General features: G+C 61.1%; 10 protein-coding genes and 1 pseudogene. 3 read left to right on the plus strand and 8 right to left on the minus strand.

Features of this window, described 5'->3' with window-relative positions; all coding sequences use genetic code 11:
* Positions 1–104 precede the first annotated feature (104 nt).
* Positions 105–344: pseudogene (locus PVV74_RS16955) on the plus strand (integrase core domain-containing protein); the annotation flags it as partial.
* 104 nt (positions 345–448) lie between these two features.
* Here PVV74_RS16955 and PVV74_RS16960 read toward each other — a convergent pair.
* The 7 genes from PVV74_RS16960 to PVV74_RS16990 all read right to left on the minus strand — a co-directional run bounded on the left by PVV74_RS16960 (position 449) and on the right by PVV74_RS16990 (position 9,528).
* Positions 449–2,056 carry a flavin-containing monooxygenase gene (locus tag PVV74_RS16960; RefSeq protein WP_274594033.1) on the minus strand — a complete coding sequence of 536 codons (1,608 nt, stop codon included), beginning with the start codon at positions 2,054–2,056 and terminating at the stop codon, positions 449–451.
* A complete protein-coding gene (locus tag PVV74_RS16965; protein ID WP_274594034.1) occupies positions 2,056–3,009 on the minus strand; it encodes an alpha/beta hydrolase in 954 nt (317 codons plus the stop codon). The genes PVV74_RS16960 and PVV74_RS16965 overlap by 1 nt, the downstream gene beginning before the upstream one ends.
* A gap of 10 nt (positions 3,010–3,019) precedes the next feature.
* On the minus strand, positions 3,020–3,754 hold the full coding sequence (locus PVV74_RS16970) for an SDR family NAD(P)-dependent oxidoreductase (protein WP_274594035.1): 735 nt from the start codon (positions 3,752–3,754) through the stop codon (positions 3,020–3,022).
* Positions 3,747–4,589: an SDR family NAD(P)-dependent oxidoreductase gene (locus PVV74_RS16975; protein WP_274594036.1), complete on the minus strand. Its 843-nt coding sequence runs from the start codon at positions 4,587–4,589 to the stop codon at positions 3,747–3,749. The genes PVV74_RS16970 and PVV74_RS16975 overlap by 8 nt, the downstream gene beginning before the upstream one ends.
* A gap of 25 nt (positions 4,590–4,614) precedes the next feature.
* Positions 4,615–6,018 (minus strand): short-chain fatty acid transporter, encoded by a 1,404-nt coding sequence (locus tag PVV74_RS16980; protein WP_274594037.1) that lies wholly within the window; start codon positions 6,016–6,018, stop codon positions 4,615–4,617.
* Between the two features lie 453 nt (positions 6,019–6,471).
* Entirely contained in the window at positions 6,472–7,905 is a 1,434-nt protein-coding gene (locus tag PVV74_RS16985; RefSeq protein ID WP_103765082.1) for an NAD-dependent succinate-semialdehyde dehydrogenase, read from the minus strand.
* Between the two features lie 9 nt (positions 7,906–7,914).
* On the minus strand, positions 7,915–9,528 hold the full coding sequence (locus tag PVV74_RS16990) for a GMC family oxidoreductase (protein ID WP_103765081.1): 1,614 nt from the start codon (positions 9,526–9,528) through the stop codon (positions 7,915–7,917).
* A gap of 489 nt (positions 9,529–10,017) precedes the next feature.
* Here PVV74_RS16990 and PVV74_RS16995 point away from each other — a divergent pair, with 489 nt between their 5' ends.
* Both PVV74_RS16995 and PVV74_RS17000 read left to right on the plus strand, forming a co-directional pair.
* Entirely contained in the window at positions 10,018–11,412 is a 1,395-nt protein-coding gene (locus PVV74_RS16995; protein ID WP_274594038.1) for a short-chain fatty acid transporter, read from the plus strand.
* Positions 11,413–12,024: 612 nt separating this feature from the next.
* Positions 12,025–12,192, plus strand: a complete 168-nt coding sequence (locus PVV74_RS17000; RefSeq protein ID WP_274594039.1) for a LysR family transcriptional regulator — start codon at positions 12,025–12,027, stop codon at positions 12,190–12,192.
* Positions 12,193–12,207: 15 nt separating this feature from the next.
* Here the strand turns inward: PVV74_RS17000 and PVV74_RS17005 are convergent, their stop codons facing one another.
* Positions 12,208–13,689: a class I adenylate-forming enzyme family protein gene (locus PVV74_RS17005; RefSeq protein WP_274594040.1), complete on the minus strand. Its 1,482-nt coding sequence runs from the start codon at positions 13,687–13,689 to the stop codon at positions 12,208–12,210.
* Between the last annotated feature and the right edge of the window lie 84 nt (positions 13,690–13,773).

Raw genomic sequence — 13,773 nt, forward strand, 5'->3', positions numbered from 1 at the left:
GGAATAGGTGGCGCGAAGGCCGGCCACCTTTGGAAACTTTCCTGGCTTTCTGCATCCGGACGCCCTCGCTGGGCCAAGGAGCCAAGCGCCAGAGAACGAAAGCAGCAAAGACGGCTTACATCGAGCCAGGCAGCCTCTGGGAGAACGGATATTGCGAACGCTTCAATGCCCGGGTCCGCGATGAGTTCTTGAACGGTGAGGTCTTCTACAGCCTGCGAGAAGCCCAAATCCTGATCGAAGAGGGAGGAAACATTACAAAAAAACGCCCTCACAATGCTCCGGGCTGCCGACCACCGGCCCCTGAAACCATCGTCCAGATGGATCCAAGTCCAGTCATGCACTAACAATCAAATCAGCCCACTCAGGTGGGCTGATCAGGTGCATGCTCTTTCTCAAGACTTCGTATGGCTTGAAGAATTTGCCGGGAGCTACAGCCGCGTTTTTCGAGTCACCTGTAAACGAACCCTTGCATTCCATCGGATGTCCGCTGATCCAAGATCTGGGCATATGTCACCGAACCACCGGCGTAGGGCATGAATACCTGCGCTTTCCCGTCAACATTGGCCCCCATGTACCAAGACGCGGCCTCGCGCATCAGGGACTTGCGCGAGACGGCGTCGACCTCCGCCATCCAATCCTGTTGCGCAGCGCGCACCGGTTCAAGTTCGCTCTCGTTCCGGTCGTGAAGGTCTCCTATGGTATCAGTAATCCACTCGACATGTTCTTCGATCGACGGAACCATGTTGGACAGAACCGAGGGGCTGCCCGGCCCCGTCACCAGGAACATGTTGGGGAACCCGGCCACCATGAGACCCAGATAGGTCTGCGGCCCGGCATCCCACTCCTGCGACAACGTCCGCCCCTCGCGGCCACTGATGTCAATACGATTGAGCGCTCCGGTCATCGCGTCGTACCCGGTTGCCAGGATCATCGTATCAAGCTCGATCTCCTGTCCGCTTTTCAGTTTCAGACCATTCGCTGTGGCGGTCTCGACCGGATCGGCGCGAATATCGACCAGGTCGACATTGTCCCGGTTGAATATCTCGTAATAGCCGGTGTCCACGCAGATGCGCTTGGCTCCGATCGGGTAGTCTCCGGGGGACAGCACCTTGGCCGTTTGCGGATCCTCGACGGTCTCCCGGATCTTGCGCCGTACAAAGTCGGCCACCGCCGTGTTGACCTCACGGTCCTTCGTCGTGTCATTGAACGTATAGATGAAACCGATGCCCCCGATCTGCCATTCGGCCTCCAGAAGCGCTTTCTGCTGACGCTCTGTCAGCTCCTGCCCGGACCGCATGCCGGGGTTGTTGTACAGCGTGTAATTCCGACTCTGGCGCAGCGCGGCACGGCGTTCGGGATAGTTGGATTTCCATGACTCCACGTAATGCGCGCTCATTGGGCGGTTGTTGGCCGGGACGGAGTAATTCGGCGTACGCTGAAAAACCGTCAGGTTGCCGCAACCGGGCGCGATCGTGGTCGATGTCTGAATGCCCGATGACCCGGTACCGATTAACCCTACACGCTCATCCAGAAAATCGGGCTCTTCCGCAGGCCAGTCGGAGGTCTTCAGAAGACGCCCCTTGTAGTCCTCCAAACCGGAAATGTCGGGCTCTTTCGCCACGGACAGGCAACCGGTCGCCATGATGCAATAGCGTGCGCGCACTTTGCGCCCGTCACTGAACGTCGCGGTCCACAGCGACGCATCGTCATCCCAGTTCAGCGCATCAACCCTTGTATTGAAGGTAATGTGCTGACGTAATTCCAGGCGGTCGGCGACAAACTTTATGTAGGAAAGTATCTCGGGCTGCGCCGCGTAGAGTTCCGTCCATTCCCATTCCTGCTGAATCTCTTCAGAGAACGAATAGGAATATTGCATGCTCTCGGTGTCACACCGCGCACCCGGATATCGGTTCCAGTACCATGTGCCGCCAACATCGGCCCCCGCTTCAACCGTACACACCTCCAGGCCCATTTTGCGAAGCCTGTGCAGCGCGTAGATACCGGCAAATCCGGCGCCCACGATCAGGGCGTCAAATTGGGCTACATCGTCAGTCATTAAGTTACTCCCGTTTGATTATTGATGAATCGCAGAACCCCGGTCAGCGCATCGGCTGCGGCAGGGCTGTCCGGCGTCACGGTCATGAACCCATGCAACTCGCCGGGATAATGTAGATGGACGCAGTTGGCGGTCTCCATGCCCCGCTCGCGGCGCAGGCGGACATATGATGCCCCCTCATCCCGCAGGGGATCGTAGCCCGCGGTGATCACCAATGCCGGCGGCCCTTCCAGCCCTCCTCGAAGAGGCGAGACCGCCGGATCGGCCCGATCTGTGTCGGCATGGAAATAGTGGTCCCGGAACCATTCCATCGTGCGCCCGGTGAGCGCCATGCCGGGCTCTTCTATCCGGTGCGACGGATAGGCGCCCGCCTGATCAAGGGCGGGATAGATCAGGATCTGGCCAAGCGGCGCGGGACACCCTGCCCCCGCGCCCGACTTCTCCGCGGCCATCGCGGCTGCCAACCCCGCTCCGGCACTGTCACCGGCCAGGAACATGCGCGACGGGTCCAGCCCCATCGCAGGGCCGTTCTTCACGACCCAGGAAATGGCGCGCTGGCAATCCTCCAGTTGCGCGGGACATCGGTTCTCCGGCGCAAGCCGGTAATCGACCGACAGCACCGCGCAATTGGCCCCCGCCGCCATGCGGGCACATAGCAGCCTGTGCGACGCAAGCTCGCCGAACACCCAGCCGCCACCGTGGACATAGACAACCACGGGCAAGACCCCACCGTCGGCGTCTCCGGCGTACGGACGAAAAAGAAATCCGGCAACGTCCCCGTCCGGTCCGAGGCGCTGGACCATGCCATCGGCCCAGCACTCCGCCGGATCGGTCAGGCCGGGCATCTTGCGCTCGACCATCGCCCTTGCCTCGGCCACGGAATACGCCTCGAACGGGCCAAGCCCTTCGGCAATGCGATAGTCGAGTACGGCGCTACTTGCTTCACTCAGCATCGCGATCCCCTCAGACCGTAAGCCCGCCATCAACCGTCAGTTCGGCGCCCGTCATGTACCGGCTGCCGTCGGACAGCAGAAAGATCACCACATCGACGACGTCTTCCGGCTGGCCACGGCGCCCCATGGGAATCGTGGCAGTACGCTCTTCCAGGCGATCGGCCGGAATTGCCTCCATCATGTTCGTGTCGATCAGACCTGGATGAACAGAGTTCACGCGCACGCCTTTCGGTCCGAGCTCCTTGGCGGCCATCTTGGTCATTCCGCGCACGGCCCACTTGGCCCCGACATAGGCGATGCCGCCATTGCCCCGAAGCCCCGATACCGAGGACATGTTCACCACCGAAAGCTGCCTTGCACCGGCGCGCTCCGCCGCAAATCGAATACCAAGGAACGTCCCGAGCTGGTTCACGGCGACTGTCTTGTTGAAAAATTCGACATCCGTTTCGTCTATGATGCGCGGATCAAATATCCCGGCGTTGTTCACGATCCCGTCGAAACGCCCAAGCGCATCCACAGCCTCGCCAATCCCGTTCCACCCTTCCGGATCGGTCACGTCATGCGTCACGTAAGTGCAGGCGCTTCCGATCTCCTCGGCAAGGCGGGCGCCTTCATCCGCGCGCAGGTCGCCTACGACGACACGGGCACCGCGCGCAACCAGCCGTCTTGCCATCTCGGCACCCATGCCGCGCGCCCCGCCGGTGATGACAAACACGCGTCCGTCGATAGAATTTTGATCAGACACTGGCTTTCTCCCGGTTCCAATGAGCAGCAAGGACATCGACATCATCGCAGCGTCCATCGCTGCGCGTCGCAGCGGCCAGTTCGTATTCGATGGTCCTGTTGCGGTTGGCCACGACACCGGCATACTCACCATGCGTCAAAAGATAGAAATGGTCGGCTTCCACCCCGTCGAGCGCGATCCGCGCTATATCTTCGGGGGCCATACCGTTTTCCAGCGACGCATGGTTGGTCGACGAGGCGTCGCCCGCGCTGCCCGCCAACCCGGTACGAACGAAGCCTGGGCAAAGCACCGATACGCCGACGTCGCTGTCTTCCAGGTCGAACCTCAGCGCTTCGCTGAGGCCCAGCACCGCGAATTTCGACGCAATATAGGCGCCACTACCAGCGCAGGTCACCAGCCCACAGATCGATGCCGTGTTGACGATATTCCCCCGGCCTCCGCCGTACAGGCGCGACATGAAGTAGTGAATCCCGTTGTAAACACCGTCGAGGTTTACCGCCCTCAGCCGGTCCCATTGCTCGGGCGGCAGTTCGCTCAGCGCCGTCTTGGGGACAGTCACACCGGCATTGTTGAAAATGATGTCGACATGCCCGACTTTGCCCAGGATCTCGTCGCAGGCACCCGCCCAGCTTTTCCGGTCTGCGACATCGAGGGATATCGCCAGCGCGCGGCCGCCGTCGGCGCGGATCGACGTGACGGTTTCTTCCGCGCTCTCCTGGTTCATGTCGGCGCAAATCGCTGTTGCTCCGCGTGCGGCGACCTCCCGGGCAAGGGAGCGGCCGATGCCGCTCCCCCCACCTGTGACCAGGGCCACCGTGTTGTCTTCTATTCGCATGGAAGCTCTCCTTGTTGCGCGATCATCACGCGAAGACCGCCGGCAGGGTCAGCAAGGCGATCGAGACCACCGCGAAGGACACGAGCATGAGCGCCGCGGTGTACCCGAGGATGTCACGCGCCTTCAGCGCCGTGACCCCGAGCAGAGGCAGCATCCACATGGGCTGAATTCCATTCGTCAGCTGATCGCCATAGGAAAACGCCATGACCACGGTCGAGATGTCGGCCTCGAGCATCTGTGCCGCCTCGACCAGCATCGGCCCCTGCACGGCCCATTGGCCACCGTTCGAGGGTACCATCAGGTTCACGAATGCCGAGCTGAGCATGCTGGTGAAAGGCAGGGTGTACGCGTTGGATATACTCGCCAGTCCGCTGGCAAACAGGGCAAGCAGGCCCGAGGCGCTCATCATCCCCATGATCCCGGCATAGAACGGGAACTGCAAAATGATCTGGCTACAGGTGCGGATGCCGCGGTCGATGGCACGGACATAGGCGATAGGCGTCCCGTAGGCCAGAAGCCCCAACAGCAGGAAGGTCAGGTTCAGGACGTTGAGGTTCAGGTCCAGCCCGTTCTGCAGAATGAAGTTCCCGACATAGGTAAAGCCGATGGCCAGGATCACCCCGGTCAGAATGCGGGAGTTCTCGATCCGCTCGGCAACGGTCGGTGCGGTTTCCGGTACTGCGGCGGCACTTAGCGAGGCTTTGCCGGGCGCGGTGGCAACAACGGGTTCGTCCTCCGGCGCATCGTCGGCGTCCAGCCCTGCTTCCCTGTCGCTGATCTCGCGCACCTTTTCGGCCGGATGCATGCGCGCCGCCGCCACTGGCAGCAGGATCATGAACGTCGCGCCGACGATCAGGTTCAGCGGCGAAAATATCGTTTCGACGAGCGGGATCAAGCCAATCTGATCTGCCAGGAAATGGCCTTCCGTATTAACCAGCAACGACGCGCTGGACGTAAGCCCGCCCTGCGACGTCGTACCCCCGGCAAAGCCGGCGGCGACGGTCAGCGGATAGTGCACCTGGATGCCTCGGTCTCGCGCCTGGCGGCAGAATTCCCGCGCCGCGACGGCGCCGACGATCAGGCCAAGCCCCCAGTTCAGGAAAGACAGGCTGATGGACAGTGCGCAGACCATGGCGACGACGCCCGTTGCACTTTTGGGCACGCTGCCAAGCGCCAGGATGGCCCGTTTCATCGGCGGCGCTTCTGCGAAGACATAGCCGAAAAGCAGGATGGCAACCATCTGCGTGGTGAAGCGTAACAATCCCCAGAAGCCATCGTACCAGTAGTCGACCATCTGCATCGGGCTTGAGGGCGTCAACGCGACACCGAGCCCGAACACCAACCCGGTCAGGATGATAGCGAAGGCGAATGGCGTTGGCATGAATTGCCGGGCAAAGCCCGCGAATATCTCTGCAAGTCTTTGCAGCATTTTTTTCCTCCCTGATTATCGGCGTCCTCCTCAAAACGCCGGATCTTGGTCCTGACTTTGTTCACACATAGTGAACACAGGTCCAATAGATAGAACGCTCCCACAATGCACATTTTCCGTCAAGGTCTCGAGGCCGCAGATTGAGAAGAAAATTTCTATCCTATGAATTTTGTTCACCTAAATTGAACGCGCGGATCCGAATTTTCGCGTCAGACAAGCCGAGAGGTGCGGCGTCCGCACAACTCGCAGCTCACTTCCATATTTCATCCGAACTGAATTTCGGGCTGCGACCTGCAGAACAGCCGACCGGTTTCCGCTTCCTCACGGACAAGGCCTGCAGGCCTCGCAAGACGCATCAGGCCGAACGAGTGCGGCCCGGCGGGGTCATCCCCCACCGGGCGCCTTGCCCGCTTCGGGCAAAACAAGCTGAAAAAGACGGCGAAGCGTCCCCGCTTAGGCGGCCTCAGTCACGAATTTCGTGTTGAGATAGCTTTCGAAGGTTTCCGCCCCGCCTTCGCGGCCCATGCCGCTGTCCTTGACGCCACCGAACGGCGTTTCCGAAAGCGACATGCCGAAATGGTTGATATTCATCATCCCCACCTCGATCTCGTCCGCCAGCCGCCGCACGATCGCGTTGTCCCGCGCAAAGGCATAGGCCGCCAGCCCATATGGCGAGCGATTGGCTCTCTCGATGACCTCATCCAGCGTACGATAACTGACCAAGGGAAGAATGGGTCCGAAGGTTTCCTCACTCATAACCCGCGAGTCGTCGTCGAGATCGGTGACGATGGCGGGGCTGAAAAAGTTTCCGGGCGACTGGATCGCTTCCCCGCCAACGGCCACCTTGCCGCCGCGCTGTACAGAATCCGCGATAAAATCGGTCATGGCAGACAGCCGGCGCCCATGTGCAAGAGGTCCCATGCCTGACTCGGAGTCCAGACCGTCACCGACACGCACCTTCTCGAACTTGGCGACCATCCGGTCGACCAGCTCACCATGAAGGCTTTCATGCGTGAACACCCGCGTGGGGGCGACGCACACCTGCCCCGCATTCCGCAGCTTCAACGCGCTCAGAAGGTCCGCTGCCTTGTCCAGGTCCGCGTCCTCAGAAATAATAAAGGGCGCTTGCCCGCCCAGTTCCATTGTCGCGCGCTTCATGTGCTTGCCTGCCAGCGATGCCAGCGACTTGCCGACCGCGCTGGACCCGGTGAAGGAAACCTTGCGCACGCGGGGCGATTCAATCAGTCGGGTCGACACCTCTGCCGGCACGCCCCAGACAATGTTCAAAACCCCGTCGGGAAGTCCGGCATCCTTGAAAAGCTGCGCCAGCGCCGTAACCGCACTTGGAGAGTCCTCGGGACCTTTCAACACGATCGTACAACCGGCGCCGATCGCGGCGACCATCTTGCGGATCGCCTGGTTGAACGGAAAGTTCCACGGCGTGAAGGCGGCGCAAACGCCGACCGGCTCGTGCATCACGTACTGGCGCACATTGGAAAATCGCGGAGGAATCACACGCCCATAGATGCGGCGGCACTCCTCGGCGTGCCATTCTGCATGTTCCGCGCAAGCCATGACCTCGGCCCGCGCCTCAGCCAGCAGCTTGCCCTGGTCCAGTGTCATGTTGCGCGCAATGTCCTCGACACGCTCTCGGGCCAGCTGCCCCACGCGACGCAGTATCTCGCTGCGCAACATCGGCGACGTGGTGCGCCATTCGTTGAAGGCGCGTTCGGCCGCGTCTACGGCGCGATCCAGCTCGGCTTCCGTCACATGGGGAAGCTGACCCAGCACCTCGCCGGTAGCGGGGTTGAGGATATCTTCCCCCTTGCGCGAGCTGCTCGGACCGATGAACTCACCATCGATGAATAGGCTTTGAGTAGGATACATGTTCTCTCCTCAGGCTGATTTGCGAAGATTTACGTCGGCGAGGATCATGTCGCTGGCCTTTTCGGCGATCATCATCGTCGGCGCGTTGGTGTTGCCGGAGATCAACGTCGGCATGATTGAGCAATCGACGACGCGAAGTCCCTCCAGCCCGTGAACCCGGAGCTGGGAATCGACGACGGCATCGGCGTCCTGCCCCATCTTGCAGGTCCCCGAAGGGTGAAAGATCGTCCCCGCCGTCTCGCGGATGAAATCCAGAAGCGCGGCATCGTCCTGCACGGACTCGCCGGGCTGGTATTCCTCGACGATATGCGAAGCCAACGGCTCTGTCCGCGCCAGGCGGCGGGACAGCTTGAGGCCTTCCAGCATGCAGATACGGTCGGTTTCCGTCGACAGGTAGTTCGGGCGGATATCCGGCTGGGCCTTGGGGTCGGGAGAAGACAGCCGTACCGTGCCGCGCGACTCGGGCCGAAGCTGGCAGGTATAAAGCGTGATGCCTGAGAAATCGTGCGGCTTGTAGCGCACCTGCTCGGCCGAAAGCATACCGCAGTGAAACTGGATGTCCGGTGTTTCCGAATTGGGAAGAACCTTGGCAAATATCCCCGCCGGGGTGGCCGAACAGGCCAGCGGCCCCTTGCGGAACAGGGCATAGTCCAAGCCCAGCTTCATCCGGCCATACAAGCTCTTCATGCTGTCATTGATGGTGATCGGCTTGTTCACCTTGTAGACGTTGCGTGCGTTCAGATGGTCTTGCAGGTTCCCTCCGACGCCGCGCAGCTCATGCGTGACCTCGACCCCTTTCGAACGCAATTCCTCGCCCGGGCCGATCCCCGAAAGCTGAAGGATGTGCGGCGACTGGATCGCGCCCGCCGACAGGATCACCTCGCCATTGGCATGCGCTATCCGGGCCTGGCCATTCTTGCGATAGGCGACACCGCTCACGCGGCCGTTCTTCACGATGACCCGCTCGGCATAGGCGCTACTGATGACCGTCAGGTTGGCACGGCTGCGCGCCGGCCTCAGATAGGCCACGGCTGCGCTGCACCGGCGCGCATTGCGGATGAAGAACTGATAGTATCCGCATCCTTCCTGGTCCCCATCGTTGAAATCCGGGTTCCGCGGGATCCCGAGCGCCTCGGACGCGGAAAACACATCCTCGAAAAACGGGATCTGCCCGGCCGGGTCGGAGATCGTGACCGGCCCCTCGCCGCCATGAAAGTCGTCGGCGCCCCGCGTATTGGTTTCCATGCGCTTGAAATAGGGCAGCACGTCATCCCAGCCCCAGCCGGTGTTGCCCGCCTGCGCCCAGCGGTCATAGTCCTGCGACTGGCCGCGGATACAAATCAGCCCGTTGATCGAACTCGAACCGCCGATGCAGACGCCGCGCGGCCAAACCATTTCGCGCCCGGCCATCGAAACCTCTGGCGCCGTCGTGAACTGGCGCGCGATCCGCTCGTCGTAGACGGCCTTTCCATATCCTAGGGGAACATGGATCCAGGGCGACTTGTCCTCCGGTCCGGCCTCCAGAAGCAACACGGAATGACGCCCATTTTCGCTCAGACGATTGGCCAGCACGCATCCGGCAGAGCCCGCACCTACAATTATGAAGTCGTATTCCTGGGTCATCTCCCCCCCTTTGCTTGCGCAGCGACAATTTCCGACACCGTGAGGCCGGGATCACCACTGCATATGACACGTTGCTGTTTTCACCCGGAGGCGCAGGCGCCATCCCGACCAGGGAAAGGCCGGTCAAATACCAAAAGAAAATCTGCCACGTTTGCTCCTCTCTGTAGCGCGTCCCGCCGAGGCATATCCGCAGCCGAAGTATGCGCCAGAAACTCCCTTTACTCCCGTTCTCACATACAGATCGCTATTCATGTATGGGATATTTACAATTGGATATGCCGTCAAGGTGATTGTGACCGCATCAAACTTTCCAGCGGCGCCACCCCGTGCGGAGCTTTAAAAAACAGACGTTCGCGCGCTTGACATGGGACAAATAGGGTGACTAGTATCCGTAATGCCTGAATGGCGTTTCCATATAGTGAACGCCAATCGATCAAAGTGGTTTGAGGAGACCGCTTTCATAACTTGCATATTGGGAGGACGCGGGAAATGACGGACAGCTATACGGACAAGACACAACCCAAGCCATTCAGGGAACGCCTTCAGTTGCGGGCCCAGTCCTTGGGCGAGAAATCCGCCGAAATCAGCATTCGCTGGATGCCAGAAACATTCACCTTCGCGGTACTGGTAACGGTGATCGTGTTTCTCTGCGCCTGGCTTGGCACCGAGACCCGACCCGTTCAGATCGTCGAGTATTGGTACGGCGGGTTCTGGTCGCTTCTGACATTCGGGATGCAAATGGTCCTGATCGTCGTAACTGGTTATGCCCTGGCCGTCGCGCCCCCCGTCAAGCGCGTTCTGGCGCGCATCGCGGCACAGCTCGGCTCGGCAAGCGCGGCGATCGCGGTCACCGCCCTTCTTTCGGGAGTTATTTCCTACGTCCACTGGGGCCTCGGGACGATCCTGTCCTGCCTGTTCGCCGTCGAAATCGCGAAGTCTTTCAAGACCCGCGGCATCCGCTGCCACTTTCCTTTGCTGGTCGCCTCGGCCTACAGCGGGACGGCTGTCGCAATGGTCGGCCTGTCCAGTTCGGCAGCCCTGCTGATGAACACGCCCGGACATTTTCTCGAAGACTCGATCGGCCTCGTTCCACTTACCGACACCATTTTCCGGCCACAGTACATCATGATCGTCGTGACCGCGACGCTCACGGCGGCCATCGTGCTCACCTATCTCCATCCCAGTCAGAAGAACACGCAGGAAATGGACGAGAACGCATCGTCGCCCTTCGGCGGTGACGAAACGCGCGAAACGGCCCGGACGCCCGGCCAACGGCTCGACAATATGCCAATGCTCGCTTGGCTCATAGGTCTCGTGGGTATCGTGTTCATCCTGCAGGAAATGATGGAACAGGGCATCATCGGGATTCAGCTGAACGTATTGAACTTCTTCTTCCTGATGCTGGGGATACTGCTGCACGGCTCCCTGAAAAGCTATTCCAACGCCCTGACCAAAGGCGCCCTCGCGGCGGCAGGCATTGTCCTGCTCTTCCCGTTCTACGGCGGCGTCCTCGGGGTGATGCGCGACAGCGGGCTGGTCGACATCGTCGCAAGCGGGTTTGTGGCGATCTCGACCGAAAACACATTCGCTCTCTGGCAGATGATCAGCGCCGGCGTCCTGAATTTCGCGATCCCGTCCGCCGGCGGCCAGTGGGCTGTCCAGGGGCCGATTGCGGTCACGGCATCACAGGAACTCGGACTGCCCATCGACGTCCCGGCAATGAGCGTCATGCTGGGCGAGTCTCTGACAAACCTCGCGCAACCGCTCTGGCTGATCCCGCTTCTCGGAATTTCAGGTCTGCGCGCAGGGCAGGTCCTTGGCTACACGATCGTACTGATGGCCTTCCTGTTCGTGGTGTTTGGCGGCGGTCTGCTGCTCCTGTAGGATAACAGTCATGCCCCGCGGCGGCTCTTTCCAAGGCCGCCGCGGGGACAATTTGCCAAACACCCAGTATCGCCTTGGATGCACCCTTGACGCCATTCAAGCCGCTATGCGGACTCATCCCTTGAGAGTATCCGTAGAGCCCGCCCCGATCCGCAAGCCGTCATAGCAGGGATACGCCCCTTGAGGACCCCTCTCCCCTGTTCCGTGGGCTTCGGACGCCATCGTCAGCGACCTGCGCCCTGGGACCCGAACACGGACGGTGGTCAGCCCTGCCCACCTCGGCCAGTGACGTCCCAGACCGCCAGACCGCACTCGACCAACGCGATGAAGATCCAGGCCGCCGCTCCCAGCAACAGCGCTATACCTAGCAGACTGAGCGCCGCGATCCCGCCGCCTGCTGCAGGGTAGTCGCAATCAGCGTGATCAGCGCCACCAGCCCCAAGCCGGTAAGATGTCTGCCAAAGCGGTTCCTGAAGATTGCCTCGCGACCTGCAAATATCGCGTAGGACTGCATTGTGTTGTTTCGCTTTCAGGGATTTCCGCCTTTTTCGCGCCTGCACAGCGACAACAAAATCCACTGACTTTGATTAAACCAATTGAATGAATTTATTGATGACCCTGGACCAACTGCAGGTTTTCCTGGCCGTGGCGGAACGAAACCGCATGACCCGGGCGGCCGAGGCGCTGCGGCCGACGTGGGCATTCAAGGTTCTTCCGCATCCCGAACGGCACCGCACCCGCGCCGTGGAAGCCCTGCTTGCAGTGATTGACGGCATATGACGCCCGCACCGGTCGCTAGCCGGTCCGCAATTCCTGCGCATTCACCCGACGCGCCATCTCTGCGGTCAGGGATTTGCGATCGATCTTGCCGACATGGTTTTCCGGAAGCCGCTCCAGTACCTCGATACCCGAGATGCAGTGCGAACGTCCCAGCACTTCGGTGATACGGGCGTTAAGATCACTGAGCTCAGCAATCTGGCCCGATTTCTCGACAAAGGCAAAAGGTACCTCGCCCAGGTCGGCATGCGGCGCCGGTACGACACAGGCCGCCTCGATGCCACCACAGGCCAGCAGGACATCCTCAATCTGCACGGGCGCCAGGTTTTCACCGCCCCGGATGATGATCTCCTTTAGACGTCCGGTCAGAAACAGGTACCCCCTCTCGTCGAGATACCCGATATCGCCCGACCGCACCCATCCGTCCCGGTCGAACGGCGGATGGCCGACATATCCAAGGGCGGTCGAAGGACCGCGAAAGGCAACCTCACCGCGTTGACCCGTGGGCAGTATATCCTCGCCGCCAGGCGACAGAACCGCGACCTCGCCCCCCGGAAGCGCACGCCCGACCGAACCGCGCACCGCTGCGTCCGGCGGATTTGCCGTCGACGTGCAGGTGAATTCGGTCTGACCATAGCTCACAAGGACAGGGCACCCCCAGTGGGCCTCGATCCGGTCCTGAATCTCCACCGGCAGCGCCGCCGAGCCACAGCGCAGCATCCGCAATCTATCGGTCGCTCCCGCGGGCACCGGATGATCCAGCAACCGCTGGAACATCGTGGGCACACCGGTAACGACCGTTGGCCGCAGCAACGCGATTGCCTCCATTGCGATCTCTGGCGTGAACCTCGGCAACAAGGTCACCTGCGCCCCCTGCGACAGCGGGTAAAGCAGTTGGTTCAGAATGCCATTGGTATGACTTAACGGCATCATGTGCAGGTAGTGGTCATCGGCCCCCACCGGCGTAAGAGCGGCCAGCCCGTCGGTATTTGCCGCGATGTTGCGGTGACACAGGCGAACTGCCTTGGGGCGTCCGCTCGATCCGGAGGTGAAGATCAGCAGCGCCTCGTCGTCAGGCGACGGCGCCGAGCCGGAAAATTTCCGCGAGGTAAGCGCGCTCCGGCGCAGAACCGCTTGTGCACCCGACTGCGCAAGCGCATCCGCGGCCGATGCGTTGGCATCATCCGCGAGAATGTAAGAAAAACCAGTATCTTTCAGCTTGTCCATGACCGATCTGGGCGCCTCGCTGCGGCTCAGCACGGTAACCGGTAGACCAGCCACAAGGCAGGCCAGAAGGTCGGTACAGAGACCGACGTGGCGATCCTGCAGCAGCGCGACCCTTTGTCCCGATCGCGCCCCGGCATCCAGCAGGCCCCCAGCTTGATTCAGGACGGCCGTGAACAGTTCGGAAAAGGTCAGTGATTGCCCTTCGGCACTCAAGGCGCATGCATTCGGGCGGAGTCGTGCCTGTTCGGCGAGGTCGGTAACGAAATCACTCATGCGGCCAACTCCGGCAGTCGGACCGCGGCATCCGCTTCGAATGTGCCATCGGGATCCAGTGCCCTCAGCGCCGCCAGTTCCGCC

It is taken from the genome of Roseovarius sp. SK2 (genome assembly GCF_028807495.1).
Classification (GTDB): domain Bacteria; phylum Pseudomonadota; class Alphaproteobacteria; order Rhodobacterales; family Rhodobacteraceae; genus Roseovarius; species Roseovarius confluentis.

Excerpts from the sequence above, each read along its gene's own strand:
- PVV74_RS16960 (WP_274594033.1), bottom strand. The coding sequence starts at position 2,056 with ATGACTGACGATGTAGCCCAATTTGACGCCCTGATCGTGGGCGCCGGA.
- PVV74_RS16965 (WP_274594034.1), bottom strand. The coding sequence starts at position 3,009 with ATGCTGAGTGAAGCAAGTAGCGCCGTACTCGACTATCGCATTGCCGAA.
- PVV74_RS16975 (WP_274594036.1), bottom strand. The coding sequence starts at position 4,589 with ATGCGAATAGAAGACAACACGGTGGCCCTGGTCACAGGTGGGGGGAGC.
- PVV74_RS16980 (WP_274594037.1), bottom strand. The coding sequence starts at position 6,018 with ATGCTGCAAAGACTTGCAGAGATATTCGCGGGCTTTGCCCGGCAATTC.
- PVV74_RS16985 (WP_103765082.1), bottom strand. The coding sequence starts at position 7,905 with ATGTATCCTACTCAAAGCCTATTCATCGATGGTGAGTTCATCGGTCCG.
- PVV74_RS16990 (WP_103765081.1), bottom strand. The coding sequence starts at position 9,528 with ATGACCCAGGAATACGACTTCATAATTGTAGGTGCGGGCTCTGCCGGA.
- PVV74_RS16995 (WP_274594038.1), top strand. The coding sequence starts at position 10,018 with ATGACGGACAGCTATACGGACAAGACACAACCCAAGCCATTCAGGGAA.
- PVV74_RS17000 (WP_274594039.1), top strand. The coding sequence starts at position 12,025 with ATGACCCTGGACCAACTGCAGGTTTTCCTGGCCGTGGCGGAACGAAAC.
- PVV74_RS17005 (WP_274594040.1), bottom strand. The coding sequence starts at position 13,689 with ATGAGTGATTTCGTTACCGACCTCGCCGAACAGGCACGACTCCGCCCG.